This is a genomic window from Isoptericola hypogeus (genome assembly GCF_039531145.1).
GTDB classification, from domain to species: Bacteria; Actinomycetota; Actinomycetes; order Actinomycetales; family Cellulomonadaceae; genus Isoptericola; species Isoptericola hypogeus.
Genome location: NZ_BAAAPM010000008.1, coordinates 220,855 through 243,177 on the forward strand (window position 1 = coordinate 220,855; position 22,323 = coordinate 243,177).

Here is a 22,323-nt window from a genome sequence, read left to right on the forward strand (position 1 = left end):
GAGTGCCCCACCGGCGGCGGCGCCCGCGCCGTGCGGGCACCGCTCAGCGCTCGTCGGCTCTCGGGGTCGGGGCCAGGTGCAGCGTGCGCACGGCGTACGGCCCGAGCGGCAGCTCGAGTCGCGGGCCGCCGTCGGTGCCGTGGGCGGTGCGCTGGGCCAGGGGCTCGGTCGAGGTCCCCGTCGGGGTCTCGTCGAGCCGCACCTCGGTCACCGCGCCGGCCCAGCCGGGCAGGCGAACGTCGGCGACCCGCGCCTCGCCGGTCGGGTTGACGACGCGCACGACCACCCCCGCGCCGGACTCCGCCGGCTTGAGCGCGGAGACGAGGGCCCCGCGCACGACCGGCGCAGCGTCCGCCGCGGATCGTCGGGCCGGCGCCGGCGTGCGCAGCTGCTCCGCCCGCAGCGGCACGTGGTGCGCGGCGGCCGTGCGGGCGAGCCCGAACCCGTCCCGAGAGGCCGGGTCGCCGTCCGCGTCGTTGCCGGCCACGTCGTCGCCGACGAGCACGCCGAGCCGCACGCGGCGCGTGCCGTGGCACTGCCCCTCGGGCACCTCGAACGCCGGCCCGGCGCCGGTCGTGCGGGTGCGCAGGTCGAAGCGCGAGAGCCAGCCGACGGCGCGCAGGAGCGTCACGGCGATCTCGTGGACGCCGCCAGCAGCGCCGGCGTCGAGGCCCTGCACCTCGGGCAGGGCGTCGAGGAGGACGGCGACGGCGTCCTCGCCCTCGCCCGCCGCGGCGAACGTGTGGGCGGGTGACGTGCCGATCGCGGCCTCGAGCCCGGGCCCGGTGGGCAGGGCGCCGACGACGGGGCCGAAGTCCCGCTGCTGCACCGACCAGTGGGTGTCCGCGCGCCAGGTGCTCGGACGGCCCGCCACGGGGACGTGGAAGCGGAGCCGGTGGTCGTCGGCGGCGTTGTCGACCTCGATGGTCCAGCGCAGCACGGGGTCGCCCGCCCAGCGCTCGACGATGACGCGCACCGGCGTGTCGACGGTCGTCGCGGAGCGCGAGTCGCGGTCGTCGCCGAGCCCTGCCGGGAGCGCCATCGCGGCGTCCACGACCAGCCGGGAGCGCACCGTGGAGGCGACAGCCGTGACGGTCCGGACGGCAGGGCTCACTAGCGCGTCGTCGCGCGGCGGGTCGTAGGTGTAGCTGTCCCCGCGGTCGCCGCCGTCGACCAGCCGGCCGAGCCCGCGCCGCACTCGCCCGTCGCGGCCGTGGAGGGTCACGGAGGCGTCGTCGTCCACGACGATCCGCACCCCGTCCACCTCGGCGTCCCGGCGCTCCTCGCGCGCGGGCTCGCACACCGGGGCGTCGCCGAGCAGCGCCGTGTACACGGCCCAGCCAAAGGCAGGAATGGAGTCCGCGCGGAACGCGAGGCGGTGCCGCGCGCCGCGCAGGGTGTCGGGGAGCAGGTCCAGGTCGGCCTCGAACCACTGGTCGTCGCCGAGGTGCTCCGCCTCGACGGGCACCTCGTTCCCGTCGGGGTCCCGCAGGGCGACGACGTACCGGCCGGGCGCCGTGACGACCACGACCACGACCGGGCCGCCGCCCGTGTCGCCGTCGCCGGACCGCACGAGCAGGTTCACGGTGTCGGCGGCGGGCTTGCCGCGCCCGCGGACGTCGAGCCCGTCGGACAGCGCGGCCCGGCGCAGCAGCTGGTCGCCGGCCTCCAGCACCCGCTCCGCCCGGACGGTGGTCTCGCGGTGCACCTCGTCGACGGAGCAGCCGCAGATCGAGTCGTGCGGGGCGTTCTTCACCAGCAGGTCCCAGGCGTGGGCGAGGGTCTCGCCGGCGTTCGCGGGGGCCCGGCCGCTGGCCGCCGCGACCGCGACGGCGGGCTCGACGAACCGTTCCAGGAGTGCTTGCGCCCGGTCGTTGAGGGCCTTGACGTACGCGCGCGCCGACAGCGTGCCCGGCAGCAGGAAGGTGAGCCGGTCGCCCAGGTACCGCAGCTCGCCGTCGACCACGGGCAGCGCCGTGCCCGTCGCCGCGACCCTGGCGGCCGCGAAGAACTCCGGCAGCGTGGAGGCGCCCACCGCGACCCCGGTCGCCTCGACGACGGCGTCGATCGCCTCGGCGCGGTCCGCCGGCGCCTTCGGCAGCAGGTGGTCCCCACCGTTGAGCAGGAGCAGCGGCCCGGCGGGCGCGCGCTCGGTCTCCCGCGCGACGAAGCTCTCCAAGGCGTCTCGTGCCGCGTCGGGGTCGGCGGGCCACAGCACCTCCGCCTGGTGGTACGCCTGGTTGACGGTGAAGACCTCGGAGCCGTCCGGGCCTCGCCATCGGAAGCGGGCGTGCTCGGGCGGGGCGCCGCGCCACACGAGGGCGGTGTCGATGCCGAAGCCGTTGAGGATGCGCGGCAGGTCGGCCGGGTGGCCGAAGGCGTCGGGGGAGTAGCCGATGTCGCTGAGCAGGTCGCCCGCCGTGCGGCGCGCGAGGTGCAGGTTGCGCACGAGGTTCTCCGCGGAGACGAGCTGGTTGTCCGCCAGGACGTGCCACGGGCCGATCGTCAGCCGCCCGTCCGCGGCGAGCTTTCGGACGCGGTCGGCCAGGTCGGGCCGCAGGGCCGAGACGTCGTCGAGCGTGACCGTCTGGCCGTCGAGGTGGAAGGACTCGAGCCGCCCGGAGTCGAGATCGTCGCAGATGCGCTCGACGAGCTCGAGCAGCCGCGAGCGGAATCCCTCGAAGGGCCGGTACCACTCGCGGTCCCAGTGGACGTGCGAGACGACGTGACACGCGGTCATCGCGCGACCTCCGGCTCGGCGCCGGGACGAGACGCGCGGACGGCATCGAGCGCGCCCGCGAACCGGGCGGTGATCGACGCCGGGCGGGTGATCGCCCCGCCCACGACGACGGTCGTCGCGCCACGGCGCAGCGCCTCGGCCGCCTCGGAGGGCGAGGAGATCCGCCCCTCCGCGACCACCGGCACCGTCAGCGCGGCGGCGAGCCCCGCGACGAGGTCCAGGTCGGGGCCCAGGGGCACCGGGCCGGCGCCCGTGTAGCCCGAGAGCGTCGACCCCACGAGGTCGACTCCCGCCGCCTGGGCGGCGAGGCCCTGCTCGACGGTCGCCACGTCCGCCATGACGAGACGTTCGTAGCTCTCGTGCACCGCGAGGACGACGTCGGCCAGCGTGCTCCCGTCAGGTCGGGCGCGGCCCGTCGCGTCGACGGCCACGATGTCGGCGCCGGCGTCCGCGACGGCGTGCACCGCCGCCATCGTGGGCGTGATGTAGACGGCGGAGCCGCCGACCTTCCACAGGCCGATCACCGGGACGTCCGTCACGGCCCGGACGGCCGCGATGTCGTCCGGGCCCTCGAGGCGCAGCCCCGCCGCGCCGCCCGCGAGGGCGGACAGCGCCATGGCCCGCATGTGCACCGGACCGTGCAGGGGCTCGCCCTCGCGCGCCTGGCAGGACACGACGAGCCGGCCCCGCAGGGCGCCGATCACGTCGCGCGAGGCGGAGGGTAGGGCCGTCGTCATCTGGTCTCCTGACGGTGGTGCTGGTGGGCGCTAGCAACGGGGGTGGGCGAAGGGCCGGGATGGGGTGACGCGGCCAGGGCAGCTCGGGCGGCCTCGCCCCACGTGCGCCCCTCCGGGGGCGAGACGAGGCGGAACGCCCGGGCCAGGGCGCCTCGCTCGGCGGCAACGAGCGTGTCGTCGGGGCGCAGGTCGAGGCTCCTGGCCCGTTCGCCGGTGGTTCCGCCGGCGAGGACGGCGCGGGTCGCGGCCCTGAACGCGGGGTGGTCGGTGGGCAGGTCGCGCGCCCACACGAGCGGTGTGCCGCGTGCGAGCAGCCGCTCCTGGGCTCGGCGCACCGCACCCGGGGACGAGGCTGCGCCGGCGGGGGCGATCGCCGCTGCGTGCGCCTCGACGGCGAGGACGCCCGCCGCCTCCCCGACGGACCACTCGCCCGGGTGAACCCGGTAGGCGGCGGCCGCGACCTGTGTGGCCGCGAGGTTCTTGGCCCCGGCGATCAGGTTGACCGGCCCCCGGCCGACGTCCGGCACCAGGGCTCGCGCAGGCACCTGGAACGGCGCCGTGGGCGCGTACACGCTCGACGGATGGCCGACCCGGGGGTGCAGGTCGGCGTGGTACCACGCCGTCCCCAGGGAGTCCCGCATCCCGACCGCGCGCTCGACGCCGTCCCGGGCGGCGATGTCGTGCTCGGTCACCGGGTCGCTCGACGCGAGACGGCGGGACTCGCGCACGTACGGGGCGAGGGCCAGGCCGTCGGGCGTGCCGGTGATCTCCGGGGCGAGCGCGACCTCGGGGTACCCGCGCCCGCCATCGTCGCGCGGGGCCTCGGTGCGCAGCCAGTGGACGAAGGCGAGCGTGAGCTCGCGCGCGCCGCGCATCGTGCGCTCGCGGTCGGCGACCAGCCCGGTCGTCGCGTAGTCGTTCCCGGCCCAGTTGAGGACGACGGCGTCGCGGCCGCCGAGCTGCGCGGCGTCCCGCACCCGGCGGTAGGTCCAGAACGGCGGGTTGCCGGACACGGAGTCGCGGAACATCGCGTAGCGGTGGACGCCGCCGTCCCATCCGGCGATGTCCAGCCCGAACGGCTGACCGGTCACGTGCCCGGCGTACCCGTGCGGGGCGGGACCGACCGGCCCGGCGACGTCGTCGAGGCGGAGCCCGGCGACCCAGGTGCACGACTGCTCGGCGCGCGGGTCCGGCCCGCCGGGCAGGGCGTGCGGCTCCCCGAAGGCGTCCGAGCCCTCGGACCCGATCACCCAGTCGGCGCCAGCGAGCGGCAGCAGGTCGCCCAGCTCGGTGGCGTCGACGAACGTGTCCGCCGCGACGACCTCCCGGACACCTCCCGGACCGGCGAGCTCGAGCGCCTCGATCACGTGCCGTCCGGCGGCGTCAATGCCCGTGCGTGCCGCGACCGGCTCGCGGTCCAGCAGCACGCGCACCCGACCGGCCGCCACGTGCGCCGCGAGCATGTCGTCCAGCACCCGGCGCCCGACGTCGGGCTCGAAGCACAGCCGCGAGACCCAGCCGCCGCCGGGGTTGGTGCGCCCGCCGAGGCGCTCGCGGACCCGGCGCCGGAACTCGTGGTAGCTGCCGGGGGCGCCCGTGGACTCGATGAGCGGGTGCTCGTCGAGCGGGCTGGTGGCCTGGGCCGTGACCTGCCCGCCGAGCACGGGCTCGGCCGCGGCGAGCGTCACGGTGGCGCCCGCGTCGGCGGCGGCGAGGGTCGCGGCGATGCCGCCCAGGCCGCCGCCGATGACGGCGAGGCGCAGGCCGGCCAGGGGCGCGGTGACTGGTGCGGTCACGGCGCCGCCTCCACGTCCATGTCGATCTCGAACGTGCGGTCCCACGGCAGCGCCAGGCTGCCGGGGGCGACGTGCAGGTCCTCGAGGCCGCGCGTGGCGGCGAGCACGGACGTGAGCCGCGCCTCCCATGCGGATCGCTGGTCGGGGGTCGGGTGCACCACGTCGTGCCGGGAGGGGTCGGAGCCGAGCTCGGCCCGCACCTGGGCCCGCACGCGGCTCATCCAGCCGGCGTCCTCCGCGACGCGGTGCGCGAGCATGCGCCGGTGTGCAGCAGCGTCGAACGTCCCCGCCCGCTGCGCGAGGGTCGTGACGACGACCTGGGCTGCGACGGTCCCGAGCGTGTTGCCCGCCGTGTTCCATGCGGCGTAGCCCGCCAGGTGCGGCCAGGCGTCGACGGCGGCGAGCGCGGCCACGAGCGCGGGGTCCGCCCCGTTGGGGTGCGCGACGTCGGCGACGGCGACCCGGTGTCCCGCCGAGACCAGGCGGGCAACAATGCGGGCGGTCGCGGCTGCCGCCTCGTGGTCGAGCACGTCGGGGGGCGTGACGGCCCAGTCGCCGCGCGACGGCCCTACCGCCGGCGCGTGCACGACGACATGACAGTCGACGTCGGACGAACCGGCGTCGGACGGCCCGGCGTCGGACGGTCCGGCGTGGACGACGACCGCGCCCGCGGCCTCGAGCTGGCGGACGGCGGTGTGCCGCACAGGCCCCGTCTCGTACGGCGCGACACGGTCGAGCCCACCCGCGACGGCGCATCGAAGCACGACGCGCGGCGGCGCGGCGTCCGAGGCGGCGAGGACGGCGCGGGCCACGAGCACCGCGCCCGTCTCGTCCGCGCCGGGGTGCACGAGCGCACGGTCGCCGGTGCCGAGGACCTGCACCCATCGAGCGAGGTCGTGCTGCGCGGCCGCGGACAGGGACCGCTCGGCGGCGTCGTCGACCCCGACGACCAGCGTCGTCAGCAGGTCGCGACGGTGGAGGTCGAGCGCGGCGAGGGCCAGCGCGTGCTGACGCAACCGTCGTCCGACCCAGTCCGCGACGACGTCGGCCGGGACGTTCGCCGCGACCCGTGCGCGAGCGCCGGCCAGGTCGGGCTCCCGGTCGCTCAGCTCGGCGGACAGCCGGTGCAGCGCGGGACCGTGCGGGTCCCAGTAGGGAGGCTCCTCGGTGGCGTCGGCGCTGTCCGGGGTACGCGGGACGACGATCGCCGCGTGCACGGGCGGGCCCGGGCGGGCGACGGGCGCCCAGGAGGCGAGCACCTCGTCGACCCGCTGCGTTCCTGTGCGGGACGCGATGAGCGAACCGAACCCGAGGGCGTCCAGGCTGACGACGCTCGCGTCGGCGCGCTCGCGGGAGGCGGCGAACCACGTGGACAGGGCCGTCACGTCGGGCGCCCGGCGGAGGCGGGGGAGCAACGCGGGCGGCGGGGACTCGACGGTCGCACCCGCGACCTGCGCGAGCTGGACGGGAAGGCGCCGGCTGACGGGCCGGTCGTCCAGGGGCAGGAGGGTCAGGCGGAGCACGGCACCCCCGTGGCGTGGCCGGACGAGGACCCGGCGGGCTCGAGGACCAGCGACGCGGCGCCGACGGCGCCCGCGTCCCGGACGGTGGCACGCAGGACCGGTAGGCCGGCCAGCCCAGGCAGTGCCGACACGGCGAGCGAGGCGCGGGCGGCGTCGAGCAGGTCGTCGCCGATGTCGAGCGCGCCTCCGCCGACCACCACGACCTCCGGGTCCAGAGCCGCGGCCAGCGACCCGAGCGCCGTTCCCAGCGCGGCGCCGGCGTGCCGCACGACCTGCCGGGCCCGGTCGTCGCCGCGCGCGACGGCCCGGGCGAGGTCGTGCCCCGTGCGGGCCTGGCCGCCGAGCCCCCGGTAGGCCGCGACCATGGCCGGGCCGGAGGCCACGGCCTCGAGGTGGCCGCTGCGTCCGCACGGGCAGGGCTCGCCGACGGCCTCCGGGACGCTGACGTGGCCGACGTGACCGGCGAGATGACGCCGGCCCACCACGACGGAGCCGTCCACGACCACCGCGCCCCCGACGCCGGTGCCGACCGTCACGGTGAGGTAGCCCCGAGCGCCGGCGGCGGCACCCCACAGGCCCTCGGCGAGCGCCACGGCGTGCACGTCGTTCACCAGGGTGACCGGGATGCCACCGAGCCTGTGGGCGAGCTCGGCCCGGACGGCCGTGCCCGCCCACCCGGGGAGCGCCGACGTGGCCGCGACGATGGTCCCGGTGCGGCGGTCGACCACCCCGGCCGTGCCGACGCCCAGCCGACGTACCGGCCCCGTGGTGCCGGAGATCGCGGCGACCATGCCGACGACCCCGCGCACCAGCGCGGCCCCGGCGTCGAGGATCGCGTCGGGACCCTGGGACGCGGGCGTCGGCACCTCGCGCGACGCGAGCACGGTGCCGGCTGCCGTCACCGCCACCGCGCACATCTTCGTCCCGCCGATGTCGAGCCCGACGGCGGCCGCGGGCGGGGCGCTCACGGGCGCCTCCGTCGCTGGACGGAGACGCGGAAGTCGTACCGGTCGGCGCGGTAGATGCTGCGACCGCGCTCCAGGGGGCGGGCGTCTGCGGTGTAGGTGACGCGGGAGACCATGAACGCCGGCGAGTGCGGCGCGACGTCGAGCAGCGCGGCCTGGGCGGCGTCCACCACCGTCGCGCGGATCGTCTGCTCCGCGACGTCGGGCACGTGACCGAGCGACTCGAACGTCGCGTACAGGCTCGGCACGGCCTCGCTGCCGAAGTCGGTCGGGAGCAGGTCGGCCGGGACCCACACGTTCTCGATGCACATCGGGGAGCCGTCGGCGGTGCGCACCCGCTCGACGTGCACCACCGGCGCGCCGGGGGACAGCCCCAGGTCCTGGGCGACCTCCGCCTCGGCCTCGATCCGCTCCACGTGCTGCGAGCGTGATCCGGGCCGCATCCCGCGGGACGCGATGTCCTCGCTGAACGATGTGAGGGTGAGGGACTTGCTGATCATCGTCGGGTCGGACACGAACGTGCCCGAGCCCTGCACCCGGTAGACGAGGCCCTCCTCGGCGAGCAGGCGCAGCGCCTGGCGCACCGTCATGCGCGAGACCTCGTAGGTGGCCATGAGCTTGCGCTCCGACGGCAGCGGGTCGTGGGGCCGCAGGCCGGTGCGGATGTCCGCCTCGAGCTGTGCCCGCAGCGCCTCGTACTTCGGTTCGTGGGTCTCGGTCGTCATCCCTTGATGCCTCCTTCGCCGACGCCCCGGAAGAACCAGCGCTGCAGGGAGAAGAAGAGCGCCAGCAGGGGGATCACCGCGATCATGGTGCCGGCGGCGATGACGCGCTGGTTGGCGCTGAACGTGCCGGACAGGTACTGGATCCCGACGGTCAAGGTGTAGTTGTCGGGGTTCTTGAGGATGACGAGCGGCCACAGGAAGTCGTCCCACGCGAAGACGAACGCGAAGATGGCCACCACGGTGAGGGTCCCCTTGACGGACGGCATCGCGATGTGGCGGTACCGCTGCCAGGCGTTTGCGCCGTCGAGCTTCGCCGCCTCCTCCGTCTCCCGGGGCAGGCCGAGGAAGGCGGTCCGCATCAGCACGATCGACAGGCCCGACGCGGCGGCAGGGAGGACGACGCCGGCGAGCGAGTCGACGAGACCGATCGAGCGCATGGTGAGGAAGACCGACACCATGATGACCTCGAACGGGATGACGATCGTCGCGAGGAACGTCAGATCGGCCGCGGCGCGGCCCCGGAACGGCAGCCGGGCGAGGGCGTACCCCGCCATCGATCCGAGCACGACGTTGAGCACCGCGGACGCGGACGCCACCAGGAGGGAGTTCCCGACGTACCGGAACACGGGGATGGTCTCGGCGACCGTGCGGTAGTTGTCGAGGGTCGGCTGGCTCGGGACCGGCGAGGCGGAGTAGATGGACTCGCCGGCGCCCTTGAGGGACGTCGAGAGCTGCCACAGGAAGGGCCCGACGAGGAGAACGAGCATCAGGGCGAGCAGGGTGTACCGCAGCACGAGCCCCGCGCGGGTGTGCTTCGAGCGGTCGGGTCGCAGGCTCTGCGGCGCCGGTCGGGTGGTGCGGTCGGGCACGAGGGTGGTGGTCATCGCGCCTCCGCCCGCTGCGCCCGCAGGTAGCCCGCGGAGAACCCGATGGTGAGGACGAACAGCGCGAGGCTCATCGCCGAGGCGTAGCCGATCTCGCCGCCGAGCCCGAGCCCGACCTCGCGGATGGTGTAGACCAGCGTCCGCGCCTGGCCGCCCGGACCGGCGCTCCCGTAGCTCATGACGTAGACCTCGGCGAAGACCTTCATCGCGGCGATGGCGGACAGCAGGCCGACGAGGAACATCGTGGCCCGGACGCCGGGGACGGTGACCGACCAGAACCGGCGGGCGGGGCTTGCGCCGTCGACCTGGGCCGCCTCGTGATACTCCTTCGAGACGTTCCCCAGGGCGGCCAGGTAGACGACCATGTAGTAGCCCAGACCCTTCCAGACGGTGACGAGCATGCAGCTGACGAGCAGGAGCGTCGAGTCGGTGAGGAACGGCAGCGGGCCGTCGATGACGCGCATCGCCTCGAGCACCTGGTTCACCACGCCGTCGCTCGCGAGCATCCACGTCCAGATGAGTCCGACGACGACCATCGACGCGACGACGGGGGAGTAGTAGACCGAGCGGAAGAACCCCATGGCGCGGATCTGCGGCTGGACCAGCACCGCGAGCAGCAGGGGCAGCAGCACCAGGAGCGGCACGACGACCGCCACGTACACGAGGGTGTTGCGGGTCGCGAGCCAGAAGCTCGGGTCCTGCGCGAGCCGCACGTAGTTGTCGCCGCCGACGAAGGTCCCGCCGCCGAGGGCGCGCGCGTCGGTGAACGACAGCACGACGGTGTTGAGGAACGGCCAGACGTGGAAGACGACGGCGACGATCAGCGCGGGAGCGAGGAACAGCCAGGGGGTGAGTCGGAGACGACGGGTCACGGGATCTTCGTCCTTCGGGCGGCCGGGGCGGACGGGCGTGCGCCCGACCGCCCCGGCGACGGTCATCGGCCGGTGATGGCGTTGGCCTCGGCGACGGCCTGGTCCATGGCCTCCTGGGCGCTCAGCTCGCCCTTCATCGCGAGCTGGACCTTGCCGACGACGGCGGCCTTGACCCGGTCGTCGTACTGCACGGGCAGCAGGTTGCGGGCGTTCTCGAGCTGCTCGGCCGAGAGGCGTCGCGCGTGGGACTCGACGGTGCCGTCGGAGTCGTCGGTGAAGTACGGGTCCTGCAGCGCCTCGGTCACCGACGGGAAGATCGTGACGATCTTGGAGAACTCGAGCTGGTTCTCGGCGTTCGTCATGAACTCGGCGAACGCGAGGGCCGTGGCCTTGTTCTCGGTGGTCTTCGGCACGAGCAGGCCCATGACGGACATGTTCGCGGCGTCGGACGCGCCGGTGATCTGCGGGCCGACGCCGGTCGCCTTGGCGATGTCCGGCGCGTTCTCCTCGACGATGGTGAGGAAGTTGGGACCGGACGGGAACAGGGCGACGCGGCCGGCCTGGTAGGCCTCGGTCTCCTTGGTGTGGTCCTCGGTGAGGGAGTCGGGCGGGAAGACGCCGTCCTGGTAGGCCTTGGTGAGCCGCTCGACGTGGGCCACGGCCTCGGGCGTGTTGAAGACCCACTCGGTGCCGTCCTCGGACAGCAGCGGCACGCCCTCCTTGGCGAGGTCGAGCAGGAACCGGTTCTCGAGCGCCGGGTGCATGCCCCACACCTTGCCGTCCGACGTCGAGGCGATCTGCTCGGCCGCGGCGTAGAGCTCGTCGAACGTCGCGGGCGGCGTCTCGGGGTCGAGCCCGGCCTGCTCGAACATCGCCGTGTTGTACATGGTGACCTCGGAGGTCAGGTACCACGGGAAGCCGAAGGAGCCCTCCTGCTCGGGCACCTGGAAGGTGTCCCAGGCGCCCGGCACGTACGCGTCGCGCAGGTCGGGGACCTCCTGCTCGAGGTCGAGGAAGATCCCCTCGGCCTCGAGCGGCTGCGCGAAGTTCGGGTTGAGGTTGATGACGTCGGGGAGGGTCCCGGCGGCCGCGTCGGCGGCGATCTTCTCCTGGGCGCCCTCGAACGGGACGTCGATCCACTCGACCTCGGTGCCCGGGTGCTCGGCCTCGAAGTCGTCGATGACTCCCTCGATGTACTCGGTGAAGGTCGGCTTGAGCTGCAGCGTCGAGAAGGTGATCTTCCCGGTGACCTCGGCGGGCTGGTCGCTCGCGGCGTCCGGTTCGGGGGAGGTCGCGCTGCCGCTCAGGCCGCACGCGGTGAGCGAGAGCGCGAGGAGCGCGATCGCGGGGAGTGTCGCGCGGCGGCGACGAGTGGGGGTCATGTCACTCCTGGGTCGACGTTGACGCCTCGGGCGAGGCAAGTGGTCCGTACCAATAGCGAGGAAGTTAGCCGCGCATCTGCACCCCGTCAAGACCGACGAGCGATTTGGTCCGTACCACTTCTCGCGCTGTGTGCCGCCGCTCCGCGGGCCGCCGTGCCGCGGTCAGGCGGAGTCGCGCCAGACGATCTCGGTGGGCAGCGTGACGCTGGTGACGTCCGTGCGGTCGGAGAGCTGCTTGAGCACGAGCGTGGCGGCCGCCCGGCCCATGTCTGCGGCGGGCTGGCGCACGGTGGACAGCGCCGGGTGGCAACGGAGCGCCCAGGCGCTGTCGTCGAAGCCGACGAGGCCCACGTCGTCGGGCACCGCGCGACCCGACGAGCGCAGGGTCTCCAGTGCGCCTGCGGCGACGGCGTCTGACGCCGCGAAGACGCCGTCGACGCCGGGTTCGCGGCGCAGGAGCTCGGCCATGCCGTCGACGCCGGCCCGGTAGGAGTACAGCGGGTCGGCCACGACCAGCCGCTCGTCGAACCGGGCGCCGAGCGCGTCCTTGAACCCCTCGAGGCGGTCGGCACCGGAGTCGCGGTCCAGGGCGCTCGCGAGCATGCCGACGCGCCGGCGCCCGGTGCCGAGGAGCCGCTGGGTGAGCGTCCGTGCGGCGGTGCGGTTGTCGATGCCCACGAAGGGAACGCTCGGCCGGCCCTCGGGGTGGCCGACGAAGGCAGCCGGCAGGCGGACCTCCTCGACGGCGTCGGCCACCGCGTCGTGCGAACGTGCCGAGACCAGGACGGCGCCGTCGACGAAGCCGCCGCGCAGGTAGCTCGAGACGCGGGCGGCGTCGCTCTCCGAGTCGACGACGAGCACCACGAGCTGGTGGTCCGCCTCCGCGACGACGGCGTTGGTGCCGAGCAGGATCGCGCCGATGTTCGGGTCTTCGAGGAAGAGCTGGTGCGGCTCGTGCACGACGAAACCGATCGCCCAGGTCTTGCGCATCACCAGGTTGCGCGCGGCGTTGTTGCGCACGTATCCGACCTCGGCGACGGCGGCCTCGATCCGGACGCGTGCCTCGGCCGACACGTACCCGACGCCGTTGAGGACGCGGGAGACCGTGCCCCGGGACACCCCGGCCCGGGCCGCGACGTCGTGGACGGTCGCCCGGACGCGGCGTGGGGAGGTCATGCGCTCAGGGTATCCGCCCAGGACCTCGTGTGTGCACGTGTACAGAATGCCGGGACGCGTGTACTGTTCCCCGCTGTGTGCACGTGCACACATAGACCTTCGAGGATGAGGATCACCGTCGACGTGGACGAACCGGCACGCCGAGGACGCCTTCCCCTCCCGCACCGGGGGATCGCGTTCGGAGGCGACTACAACCCCGAGCAGTGGCCGCGGGAGACCTGGGCGCAGGATGCCCGCCTGATGCGCGAGGCCGGCGTCGACCTCGTCGCCGTGAACGTGTTCGGGTGGGCCGAGATCGAGCGCTCGCCCGGGGTGTACTCCTTCGAGGAGCTCGACTCGGTCATGGACCTGCTCCACGAGCACGGCATCGCGGTGAACCTGGGCACGGGGACCTCCACGCCGCCGCCGTGGCTCACCACCGCACACCCGGAGGTGCTGCCGGTGACGCGCGAGGGGGAGACCGTGAGCCCGGGCGGGCGCCAGGCGTGGTGCCCCAGCTCCCCGGTGGTGCGGGAGCACGCCCTGCGGCTGGTCCGCGCGACGGCCGAGCGGTACGGCGACCATCCCGCGCTCGCGCTGTGGCACGTGTCCAACGAGCTGGGCTGCCACAACGCGCTGTGCTACTGCGACGAGTCCGCGAGCGCCTTTCGCCGCTGGCTCGAGCGGCGCTACGGCACGGCCGACGCGCTCAACGCCGCGTGGGGCACGAGCTTCTGGAGCCAGCGGTACGGCTCGTTCGACGAGGTGCTCCCGCCCCGCCTGACGGCCTCGGCCGAGAACCCGACGCAGCTGCTGGACTTCCGCCGCTTCAGCTCCGACGAGCTGCTCGAGTGGTACCGCGCCGAGGCGCAGGTCCTGCGTGCGTCGACGACGACGCCGGTCACGACGAACTTCATGGTCACCGCGCACATCGACACCCAGGACTACTGGTCGTGGGCGCCGGACATGGACGTCGTCGCGAACGACCACTACCTCGACCACCGGCTGGACGACCCCTGGGCAGAGCTCGCGTTCGCCGCCGACGCCACCCGTGGCCTCGCGGGCGGCGCCCCGTGGATGCTCATGGAGGCCTCGCACGGCGCGGTGAACTGGCAGCCGCGCAACCTGGCGAAGGCGCCCGGCGAGCTCGAGCGCATGGTGCTCACGCACGTCGCCCGCGGCGCCGACGCCGTGTGCTTCTTCCAGTGGCGCGCCTCGCGCGCGGGCGCCGAGCGGTTCCACTCGGCCCTGCTCCCGCACGCGGGGACGGACTCGGAGCAGTGGCGGGCGACGCTCCGCCTCGGCGCCCTGCTGGACGCGTTGGACGAGGTCGTGGGCACGAGGCCGACCAGCGACGTCGCCGTGGTCTTCGACTGGCAGGCGTGGTGGGCGGTCGACGCCGGCGGCCATCCCACGCAGGACGTCCGCTACCTCGACGAGGTCCACGCCATGCACGCCGCGCTGCGGCGCGCCGGCGTCGGGGTGGACGTCGTATCCCCGGACACCGACCTCTCCGGGTATCGGCTCGTCGTCGTGCCCACCCTGTACCTCGTCTCGGACGAGGCGGCGCGCAGCGTCGAACGGTTCGTCGTCGGCGGCGGGCATCTCCTCGTCACGTACTTCTCCGGGATCGTCGACGAGAACGACCACGTCCGCCTCGGCGGCTATCCCGGCGCGTTCCGCGAGGTGCTCGGCGCGCGGTCCGACGAGTTCTTCCCGCTCGACGACGGCGAGAGCGTCGCGCTCGACGACGGCGGCGTCGGCCGGGTGTGGACGGAGCGGCTCGAGCCACGAGGCGCGACCGTGCGGGCCCGGTTCACGGACGGACCCGTCGCGGGCGGTGCCGCGGTGACCCGGCACGAGCACGGCCGCGGCGCCGCGTGGTACGTCGCGACGCGGCTCGGGACCGGGGGGCGCGACGCCCTGGTGACCGACGTCCTGGAGGGCGCCGGGGTGCGCCCGGTCCTGCCCGGGGCGGGCGGCGACGTCGACGTCGTGCGCCGCGACGGCGACGCGGGGTCCTACCTGTTCGTCGTGAACCACGGCGACGACGCCTTCGTCGCCCGAGCGCCGGGCGTCGACCTGGTCACGGGCCGGCGCGCGGACGCGCACGAGGTACCGGCCGGCGGTGTCGCCGTCGTCCGGGAGCAGCCGACGGGTCGACGGCGACCCAGCGAGGAGGCACCGGCATGAGCACCACGACCGGCTCGGGGCGTGCTGCCCCGACGACGCGGGAGGCGGCGTCGTCCGGGCGGCGACGATCCCGCCACGGCGGGGCGATCACGGTCTTCGTCGTCCCGTTCTTCCTCCTGTTCGCCCTCTTCTACCTGCTGCCGATCGGCTACGCCGTGTTCCGGTCGTTCCGCACGGTCGAGCGGGAGGGCACGTTCGGGCCCGCCACCGAGGTGTTCGGCGGTCTCACGCAGTACGAGCAGGTGTTCGCCTCGGAGGCCTTCTGGTCGTCGCTCGGTCGCGTGCTGGCCTTCGGCGCCGTGCAGGTGCCGGTCATGCTCGGTCTCGCGCTGCTGTTCGCGCTGCTGATCGACTCGCCGCTGGTCAAGGGCAAGAGGTTCTACCGCCTCGCCTTCTTCGCCCCGTACGCCGTGCCCGGCGTCATCGCCGCCATCATGTGGGGCTTCCTCTACTCGCCGGGCCTCTCGCCGTTCACGTTCGTGACCGGCAACGTCGACCTGCTGGGCAGCGGCGCGGTCCTGTGGTCGATCGCGAACGTCGTGACCTGGGTCTACGCCGGCTACAACATGCTGATCATCTACTCGGCGCTGCAGGCCATCCCCGGCGAGATCTACGAGGCCGCGCGCATCGACGGCGCCGGACAGCTCCGCATCGCCTGGTCGGTCAAGATCCCGCTCGTCGTGCCGGCCCTGGTGCTGACCGGGGTCTTCTCGATCATCGGCACGCTGCAGCTGCTGACCGAGCCCCAGGTGTTCCGCTCGTTCACGACGTCGATCAGCTCGACCTTCACGCCGAACCTCGTCGTCTACACGACGTCGACGGTGCCCAACTTCAACCTCGCCGCGGCGTTCTCCGTGGTGCTCGCGCTGCTGACGTTCGCGCTGTCGTTCGTCTTCCTGCGCCTGACGAACAGGAGGGCCTTCGCGTGAGCATCCTGACCCGGACCGACGGGTACGGCCCGACCACGGCCCGTGAGCGGCGGGGCGTGCGCGAGCACCCGATGTCGCGGCTGGTGGCGTTCGTCGTCATGGGCGCCTTCACCCTCTACTTCCTGGTGCCGATCTGGTGGCTGTTCGTCGCGTCCACCAAGTCGCGGGGACAGATCGCGTCGACCGCAGGGCTGTGGTTCGCGGACTGGAACCTGTGGGAGAACCTTGGGTTCGTCTTCACCTACGACGGAGGCGTCTACCTGCGGTGGCTCGGCAACGCCGTGCTCTACGCGGGCGTCGGCGCGCTCCTGGGCACGCTGCTCGCGTCGATGTGCGGCTACGCGCTCGCCAAGTACGCGTTCCGGGGGCGCGACGCGCTCTTCAACGTCATCCTCGGCGGCGTCCTCGTGCCGGTCACCGCGCTCGCGCTGCCCCTGTTCCTGATCTTCAGCGCCGCCAACCTCACCAACTCCTACTGGTCCGTCTTCCTGCCCAGCCTGGTGAGCCCGTTCGGCGTCTACCTCGCCCGGATCTACGCCGCGGCCAGCGTGCCCGCCGAGCTCCTCGAGGCCGCGCGGCTCGACGGCTCGGGAGAGGTGCGCACGTTCTTCACCGTCTCGGTGCGGCTCATGGCGCCGGCGCTCGTGACGATCTTCCTGTTCCAGTTCGTCACCATCTGGAACAACTTCTTCCTGCCCCTGGTGATGCTGTCGAACGACAAGCTCTACCCCGTCACGCTCGGTCTGTACGCGTGGAATTCCCAGACGAACGCCGTGCCGGAGCTGCGCACGGCCGTCGTCGTGGGGGCCTTCGTCGCGATCGTGCCGCTGATCCTCGCCTTCCTCGGCCTCCAGCGCTTCTGGCGCGGCGGCCTCGCCGCCGGGGGCGTCAAGGCATGACGCCCCCGGCTCTCGGAAGCACGACCCACCCCGTTCAAGGAGGAACACCATGAGTCGCCACACCCAGGTCCGCGCGGGCGCCGTCGCCGTCGCTCTCGCCGGGACCGCCGTCCTCGCCGGCTGCTCCGGCGCGGCCGAGGACGGCGAGGGCGCCGCGCCCGAGGCCGCCGCCTGCGCACCGTCCGAGGGCCCCGTCGAGCTCACGTACACCGGCTGGGTCCCCGGGATGGAGGACGCCATCGCGATGTGGAACGAGGCGAACCCCGACGTCCAGGTCACCTACAACACCGGCCCGTCGGGCAACGCCGGCACCTATCAGGACTTCTTCAACCAGCTCGAGGCGGGGGAGGCCCCCGACCTCGGCCAGATCGAGTACGACACGCTGCCGAACTTCCGCGTCCAGGACGGACTGGTGAACATCGCCGGGTGCGAGGGCGTCATGGAGTCGGGCGAGCAGTTCGTCGACTGGACCTGGCAGCAGGTCACCTTCGGCGAGCAGGACGCGGTCTACGCGATCCCACAGGACACCGGCCCGATGGCGATGTTCTACCGCAAGGACCTGTTCGCCAAGGCCGGCATCGATGTTCCGTCCACCTGGGACGAGTACGCCGACGCGGCGCGCACCATCAGGGAGGAGGGCGCGTACATCACCCACTTCCCGCGCACGGACGTCAACTGGTTCGCCGGGCTCGTCTGGCAGGACCAGGGCCGCTGGTTCGCCAACGACGGCGAGGCGTGGACGGTCGACCTGACGGGCCCGGAGTCCACCGAGGTGGCCGAGTACTGGCAGGGCCTGATCGACGAGGGCCTCGTCAAGGACACCCCCGGCTTCTCCGACGAGTGGAACAACGAGCTCAACACCGGTGAGCTGTGGACCTGGGTCAGTGCGGTCTGGGGCAGCAACTCGATCTCGTCCGGCGCGCCCGACACGTCCGGGAAATGGGCCGTGGCGCCGATGCCGCAGTGGGAGGCCGGGCAGAACGCCGCGGGCAACTGGGGCGGGTCGTCCGTCGCGGTGCTCAAGGGCAGCGAGCACCCGTACGAGGCCGCGCAGTTCGCGCTGTGGCTGAACACCTCCGAGGAGGCGCTGACCGCGCTCAACAAGGGCGGCGGGCTGTACCCGGCCACGACCGCCGGCCTCGAGCTGCCCGCGCTGAAGGAGGGCCTCGAGTTCTACGGCGGGCAGCCGATCTTCGACGTGTTCGCCGAGGCCGCCGCCGCGACCGACCCGAGCTTCACCTGGGGCCCGACGATGGCGCAGACCTACAACGACGTGGCCGACGGCTTCGGCACCGCGCTCGGCGGGTCGGGGACGCTCCTCGACGCGCTCCAGGCCGGCGAGGACGCCACCAAGGAGACGCTGACGTCGCAGTCGATCCCGGTGAACGAGTGATCCGTCGGTGAACCGGGTCCACCACCTGCGTGCCGCGGGCTCGAGCCTCGTGCTCGACGCCCGCGGCACCGCGGTACCCACCGTCCTGCACTGGGGTGCCGACCTCGGTGCGCTGACCGACCGTCAGCTCGAGGACTTGGCCGACGTGCAGGTGCCGGCGGTGACCGCGAGCTCGATCGACGTGCCGCTGCACGCGACGCTCGTGCCGTCGGCGGCCGACGGGTGGCCGGGGCTGTCCGGCCTCGCCGGATGGCGGCCCGAGGCGGCGTCCGGCGGGGCCGACCGTCGACCGGCCCTGCGCCACGCGCGGACCGTCGCGACGTCCGGCACGCTGCGGGTCGAGCTGACCGATCCCGACGCCGGGCTGCGCGTCGTCGTCGCCCTGGCGCTCGGCGGCCACGGCGTGCTCGAGAGCCGGACGTCGGTGACGAACCTCGGCACGACGCCCTACTTGCTCGAGCGCGTCGTGTCGTCGCTGCCGCTCCCGGCACGTGCCACGGAGATCCTCGACCTCTCGGGCCGCTGGTCGGGGGAGCGCCGGCCGCAGCGCTCGAGCCTGCGTGACGGCACCTGGTCGCGGGAGACCCGCCACGGCCGCCCGGGCCACGACGCGCCCTTCGTGACCGTCACGGGAACCTCGGGGTTCGCGTTCCGCACCGGCGAGGTCTGGGCGCTCCATCACGCGTGGAGCGGCGACGCCGCCGTCCGCGTCGAACGGCTGGCCACCGGACACACGCTCACGGGCGCCGGAGAGCTGTGGGGGCCGGGAGACGTGGTCCTGGAGCCGGGGGAGACGTACGAGTCGCCCCGCACCCTCGCGTGCTGGTCGGACCGCGGGCTCGACGGCGTCTCCGAGCGCTTCCACCGCTGGGTGCGTGGCCGCCCCGGGCGCGCGACCCGGCCGCGGCCCGTCACCCTGAACACGTGGGAGGCCGTCTACTTCGCGCACGACCTCGATCGGTTGCGGGCGCTGGCCGACGCGGCCGCGCGGGCCGGCGTCGAACGGTTCGTGCTCGACGACGGTTGGTTCCGCGGACGCCGCGACGACCGCCGCGGGCTCGGCGACTGGACGGTCGACCGCGACGTCTGGCCGGACGGGCTGCACCCGCTGATCCGCCACGTCACGGGGCTCGGGATGGAGTTCGGGCTGTGGGTGGAGCCCGAGATGGTGAACCTCGACTCCGAGGTCGCGCGCCGGCACCCGGAATGGGTCCTGCGTGGCGCGCCGGGCCGCGACCCGGTCGGGTGGCGACACCAGCAGGTGCTCGACCTGGCCAACCCTGACGCCTACGCGCACGTGCGCGACGCTCTGGTCGCGCTGCTCGACGAGTACCCGGTCGCCTCCCTGAAGTGGGACCAGAACCGCGACGTGATCGACGCGCCGTCGCGCCCCCAGGTGCTCGCGACCCGTCGTCTCATGGACGAGCTGCGCGCCCGCTTCCCGGCGCTGGAGATCGAGTCCTGCTCGTCCGGCGGCGGCAAGGTGGACCTCGACGTGCTGGACCGCGCCGACCGGGTGTGGGCCTCGGACACCAACGACGCGCTGGAGCGCCAGTCGATCCAGCGCTGGACCGGGCTCCTCGTGCCGCCCGAGCTGGTCGGGTCGCACGTCGGCGACACCCGCTCGCACACCACGGGTCGGACGCACGACCTGGCGGTCCGGCTCGTCACCGCCACGTTCGGGCACAGCGGCATCGAGGCCGACCTCACCCGCGCGTCCCCCGAGGTGCTCGACGCCCTCGCCCGCTGGGTGCGTACGGTCAAGGACGTGCGGAGGCTCGTGAGCACGGGAACCACCGTCCGCGCCGACCGCTCCGACGACTGCTGGGTGCACGGGCTCGTCGCGCCGGACGCGAGCGAGGCGATTTACGCCGTCGTCACCACGTCCTCGTCGCCCGCCGCGGTCCCGTCGCCCCTGCTGCTGCCGGGCCTCGACCCGCGGCAGACCTACCGGGTCGAGCGGGTCGACCTCGCCGGCCCGCCGATGGTGGTCGGCGACGTCCCGCCCCCGTGGTGGACCGGAGGCGGCGCCGAGCTCCCTGGCTCAGTGCTGGCCGAAGTCGGCCTGCCCCTGCCGCCGCTCGCGCCGGAGCAGGCCACGTTGATCAGGGTCCGGGTCCGCTGACGTCCCGGCGGGGCTCCGGGCGCGGTCCCGCGCCGGCGCATCGACGGGTACGACGATCAGCCGTCAGGGCTCGGCACGCCGTCAGGCCTCCTCGTCGGTGTGCGCGGCGTGCCCGGCGCGCGAGGTCCACCGGGTCAGGAGGTGGACGACGACCCCGACGGCCAGCAGCACGGCGGCGAGCAGCCAGTGCTGCGGCTCCTGCTGGGTCAGCAGCACGAGGCAGGTGAGGACGGCGAGCACCGGCATCGCCGTAGGGGACCGGAAATGATCGTGCTCGACGTGGTCGCGGCGCAGCACGAGCGCCGCGACGTTGGTCGACAGGAACACGAAGAGCAGGAGCAGCACCACCGTCGAGGCCAGGTCGACCAGCTCCCCGGTGACGGCGAGCACGACGGCGAGGACGGTGGTCACCGCGATCGCCACGCCCGGGGTGCGGCGACCCGGGAGCACGCGGGCGAGCGACGACGGCAGCAGGCGCTGGCGGGCCATGCCGTACGCGAGGCGGCTCGCCATGATCATCGTCAGGAGCGCACCGTTGGCGACGGCGACGAGCGCGACGGCTGCGAACATCTCGGGTGCCACGAAGCCCGCGGCCCGCACGACCTCCAGCAGCGGGCCCGAGGACTCGGCGAGCTCGTCCGGCGGCACGACCGCCGGCGCGACGAAGCCGAGCAGCATGTAGGCGACGCCGGCGGTGGCGAGCGCGGCGAAGAGCGCGCGCGGGTAGACGCGGGAGACGTCGCGGATCTCCTCGGCCAGGTTGGCCGACGTCTCGAAGCCGACGAACGAGTAGAACGCGACCAGCGCGCTGCTCAGGACGGCGAGCCCGGCGGACGTGCCCTCTGGCGGGGTGAACGCCCCGCCGAGGTCGGCGTCGCCGCGTCCGATCACCCACGCGCCCAGCACGATGACGAGCACCAGGCCGGCGGACTCGATGACCGTCATCACGACGTTGGCCCGCAACGACTCCTTGATGCCCCACGCGTTGACGAGCGCCACCACCACCAGGAACACGACTGCGGCGGGGATCTGGGGGACGTCGAGGAACGCGGTCAGGTAGTCACCCGTGAACGCCAGAGAGAGGCCCGCGGCGCTCACCACGCCCGCGGCAAGCATGCAGAAACCGACCAGGAAGGCGACGAGCGGGCTGCGGAACGCCTTCTCGGCATACACCGCCGACCCTCCCGCGCGTGGGTACTTGGTGACGAGCTCCGCGTACGAGAACGCGGTCAGCAGCGCCATCGCGAGAGCGGCCGCGAAGACAGCCACACGAGCCCGCCCGCCGAGCCCGCCATCTCGCCGATGAGCGCGTAGACGCCGGCGCCGAGCACGTCGCCCAGGATGAACAGGAAGAGCAGCCGCCCGGTCACGGCGCGACGCAATGGCATGGACCTGGTGTCGGTGTCGGTGTCGGACATCTGCCGAGTCTGGGGTCGGAGGCGCCTTCTCGCCCGGCGGGCGTTCGTCGACACGGTCGGGTCCTTCCGGGTCCGTGCGGGAGGCCGACGAGGCGGGTGAGCCGGCGACGCCCGCAGGTCGCCGTCCGCGGGCATCACCGGCTCGCGGCAACGATCAGCTGCCGCCGGCCTCGATCGCCGTCGGCGAGCCGGCGGCGTGGCTGACCTCGATCCGACGCGGCTTGGCCTCCTCCGACACCGGGATGGTGAGGGTGAGCACCCCGTCCGCGTACGAAGCGCTGATCCGGTCGAGCGCCAGGCCGCGTCCGAGGGTGAGCTGGCGGGCCACGGTGCCCGACGGGCGCTCTCGCAGGAGCCACTGACCCTCGGCGGACCGGGGCGTGCGCTCGGCCCGGATCGTCAGCGTGCGGTCCTCGCACGAGACGTCGACGCTGCCGGGATCGATGCCGGGCAGGTCGACCGCGAGGACGTAGTGGTCGCCCTCTCGGAAGAGGTCCATCGGCATGGCGGGCGCGTTGCGGGTGTTGAGCGCCAACGAGCCGAACAGTCGATCCATCTCCTGGAACGGGTCCCAGTAGGTAGCCATC

At 73.8% G+C, this 22,323-nt stretch carries 16 protein-coding genes and 1 pseudogene; 5 read left to right on the forward strand and 12 right to left on the reverse strand.

Annotation, left to right across the window (positions count from 1 at the left end; genetic code table 11):
• Window positions 1–43 precede the first annotated feature (43 nt).
• The 10 genes from ABD254_RS16700 to ABD254_RS16745 all read right to left on the reverse strand — a co-directional run bounded on the left by ABD254_RS16700 (window position 44) and on the right by ABD254_RS16745 (window position 12,800).
• Window positions 44–2,740, reverse strand: a complete 2,697-nt coding sequence (locus ABD254_RS16700; RefSeq protein WP_344249736.1) for a glycoside hydrolase family 38 N-terminal domain-containing protein — start codon at window positions 2,738–2,740, stop codon at window positions 44–46.
• Entirely contained in the window at window positions 2,737–3,477 is a 741-nt protein-coding gene (locus ABD254_RS16705; protein ID WP_344249738.1) for an N-acetylmannosamine-6-phosphate 2-epimerase, read from the reverse strand. Before ABD254_RS16705 ends, ABD254_RS16700 begins: the two co-directional genes overlap by 4 nt.
• A complete protein-coding gene (locus ABD254_RS16710) occupies window positions 3,474–5,273 on the reverse strand; it encodes an FAD-dependent oxidoreductase (RefSeq protein WP_344249739.1) in 1,800 nt (599 codons plus the stop codon). Before ABD254_RS16710 ends, ABD254_RS16705 begins: the two co-directional genes overlap by 4 nt.
• Window positions 5,270–6,796 carry a DUF4127 family protein gene (locus ABD254_RS16715; protein ID WP_344249740.1) on the reverse strand — a complete coding sequence of 509 codons (1,527 nt, stop codon included), beginning with the start codon at window positions 6,794–6,796 and terminating at the stop codon, window positions 5,270–5,272. The genes ABD254_RS16710 and ABD254_RS16715 overlap by 4 nt, the downstream gene beginning before the upstream one ends.
• The gene (locus ABD254_RS16720) at window positions 6,784–7,764 is read right to left on the reverse strand and encodes an ROK family protein (RefSeq protein WP_344249741.1); all 981 of its coding nucleotides are present in this window, start codon (window positions 7,762–7,764) and stop codon (window positions 6,784–6,786) included. The genes ABD254_RS16715 and ABD254_RS16720 overlap by 13 nt, the downstream gene beginning before the upstream one ends.
• On the reverse strand, window positions 7,761–8,486 hold the full coding sequence (locus ABD254_RS16725) for a GntR family transcriptional regulator (RefSeq protein ID WP_344249742.1): 726 nt from the start codon (window positions 8,484–8,486) through the stop codon (window positions 7,761–7,763). Before ABD254_RS16725 ends, ABD254_RS16720 begins: the two co-directional genes overlap by 4 nt.
• Entirely contained in the window at window positions 8,483–9,370 is an 888-nt protein-coding gene (locus ABD254_RS16730; RefSeq protein ID WP_344249743.1) for a carbohydrate ABC transporter permease, read from the reverse strand. Before ABD254_RS16730 ends, ABD254_RS16725 begins: the two co-directional genes overlap by 4 nt.
• Window positions 9,367–10,242 (reverse strand): carbohydrate ABC transporter permease, encoded by an 876-nt coding sequence (locus tag ABD254_RS16735; protein WP_344249744.1) that lies wholly within the window; start codon window positions 10,240–10,242, stop codon window positions 9,367–9,369. The genes ABD254_RS16730 and ABD254_RS16735 overlap by 4 nt, the downstream gene beginning before the upstream one ends.
• Before the next feature lie 62 nt (window positions 10,243–10,304).
• Window positions 10,305–11,624, reverse strand: a complete 1,320-nt coding sequence (locus tag ABD254_RS16740) for an ABC transporter substrate-binding protein (protein ID WP_344249746.1) — start codon at window positions 11,622–11,624, stop codon at window positions 10,305–10,307.
• A gap of 162 nt (window positions 11,625–11,786) precedes the next feature.
• The gene (locus tag ABD254_RS16745; protein ID WP_344249747.1) at window positions 11,787–12,800 is read right to left on the reverse strand and encodes a LacI family DNA-binding transcriptional regulator; all 1,014 of its coding nucleotides are present in this window, start codon (window positions 12,798–12,800) and stop codon (window positions 11,787–11,789) included.
• A gap of 105 nt (window positions 12,801–12,905) precedes the next feature.
• On the opposite strand from ABD254_RS16745, the gene ABD254_RS16750 reads away from it, so the two are divergent.
• Genes ABD254_RS16750 through ABD254_RS16770 form a run of 5 tightly spaced genes read left to right on the forward strand, consistent with a single transcriptional unit; the run spans window position 12,906 to window position 20,318 of the window.
• Window positions 12,906–14,972, forward strand: a complete 2,067-nt coding sequence (locus ABD254_RS16750) for a beta-galactosidase (RefSeq protein WP_344249748.1) — start codon at window positions 12,906–12,908, stop codon at window positions 14,970–14,972.
• The gene (locus ABD254_RS16755; RefSeq protein WP_344249749.1) at window positions 14,969–15,901 is read left to right on the forward strand and encodes a carbohydrate ABC transporter permease; all 933 of its coding nucleotides are present in this window, start codon (window positions 14,969–14,971) and stop codon (window positions 15,899–15,901) included. The genes ABD254_RS16750 and ABD254_RS16755 overlap by 4 nt, the downstream gene beginning before the upstream one ends.
• Window positions 15,898–16,800 carry a carbohydrate ABC transporter permease gene (locus ABD254_RS16760; RefSeq protein ID WP_344249750.1) on the forward strand — a complete coding sequence of 301 codons (903 nt, stop codon included), beginning with the start codon at window positions 15,898–15,900 and terminating at the stop codon, window positions 16,798–16,800. Before ABD254_RS16755 ends, ABD254_RS16760 begins: the two co-directional genes overlap by 4 nt.
• A gap of 49 nt (window positions 16,801–16,849) precedes the next feature.
• Window positions 16,850–18,193, forward strand: a complete 1,344-nt coding sequence (locus tag ABD254_RS16765; RefSeq protein WP_344249751.1) for an extracellular solute-binding protein — start codon at window positions 16,850–16,852, stop codon at window positions 18,191–18,193.
• Window positions 18,194–18,200: 7 nt separating this feature from the next.
• Complete coding sequence (locus ABD254_RS16770; protein ID WP_344249752.1) at window positions 18,201–20,318, forward strand: alpha-galactosidase; 2,118 nt, start codon at window positions 18,201–18,203, stop codon at window positions 20,316–20,318.
• A gap of 81 nt (window positions 20,319–20,399) precedes the next feature.
• Here ABD254_RS16770 and ABD254_RS16775 read toward each other — a convergent pair.
• Window positions 20,400–21,736, reverse strand: a pseudogene (locus ABD254_RS16775) (APC family permease).
• A 154-nt stretch (window positions 21,737–21,890) separates the two neighbouring features.
• On the reverse strand, window positions 21,891–22,322 hold the full coding sequence (locus tag ABD254_RS16780) for an Hsp20/alpha crystallin family protein (RefSeq protein WP_344249753.1): 432 nt from the start codon (window positions 22,320–22,322) through the stop codon (window positions 21,891–21,893).
• Window position 22,323: the final 1 nt, after the last annotated feature.

Bases quoted from the DNA above. Each gene is read 5' to 3' on its own strand.
- ABD254_RS16700 (WP_344249736.1), bottom strand. From the start codon at position 2,740: ATGACCGCGTGTCACGTCGTCTCGCACGTCCACTGGGACCGCGAGTGG.
- ABD254_RS16705 (WP_344249738.1), bottom strand. From the start codon at position 3,477: ATGACGACGGCCCTACCCTCCGCCTCGCGCGACGTGATCGGCGCCCTG.
- ABD254_RS16725 (WP_344249742.1), bottom strand. From the start codon at position 8,486: ATGACGACCGAGACCCACGAACCGAAGTACGAGGCGCTGCGGGCACAG.
- ABD254_RS16730 (WP_344249743.1), bottom strand. From the start codon at position 9,370: ATGACCACCACCCTCGTGCCCGACCGCACCACCCGACCGGCGCCGCAG.
- ABD254_RS16740 (WP_344249746.1), bottom strand. From the start codon at position 11,624: ATGACCCCCACTCGTCGCCGCCGCGCGACACTCCCCGCGATCGCGCTC.
- ABD254_RS16745 (WP_344249747.1), bottom strand. From the start codon at position 12,800: ATGACCTCCCCACGCCGCGTCCGGGCGACCGTCCACGACGTCGCGGCC.
- ABD254_RS16750 (WP_344249748.1), top strand. From the start codon at position 12,906: ATGAGGATCACCGTCGACGTGGACGAACCGGCACGCCGAGGACGCCTT.
- ABD254_RS16755 (WP_344249749.1), top strand. From the start codon at position 14,969: ATGAGCACCACGACCGGCTCGGGGCGTGCTGCCCCGACGACGCGGGAG.
- ABD254_RS16765 (WP_344249751.1), top strand. From the start codon at position 16,850: ATGAGTCGCCACACCCAGGTCCGCGCGGGCGCCGTCGCCGTCGCTCTC.
- ABD254_RS16780 (WP_344249753.1), bottom strand. From the start codon at position 22,322: ATGGCTACCTACTGGGACCCGTTCCAGGAGATGGATCGACTGTTCGGC.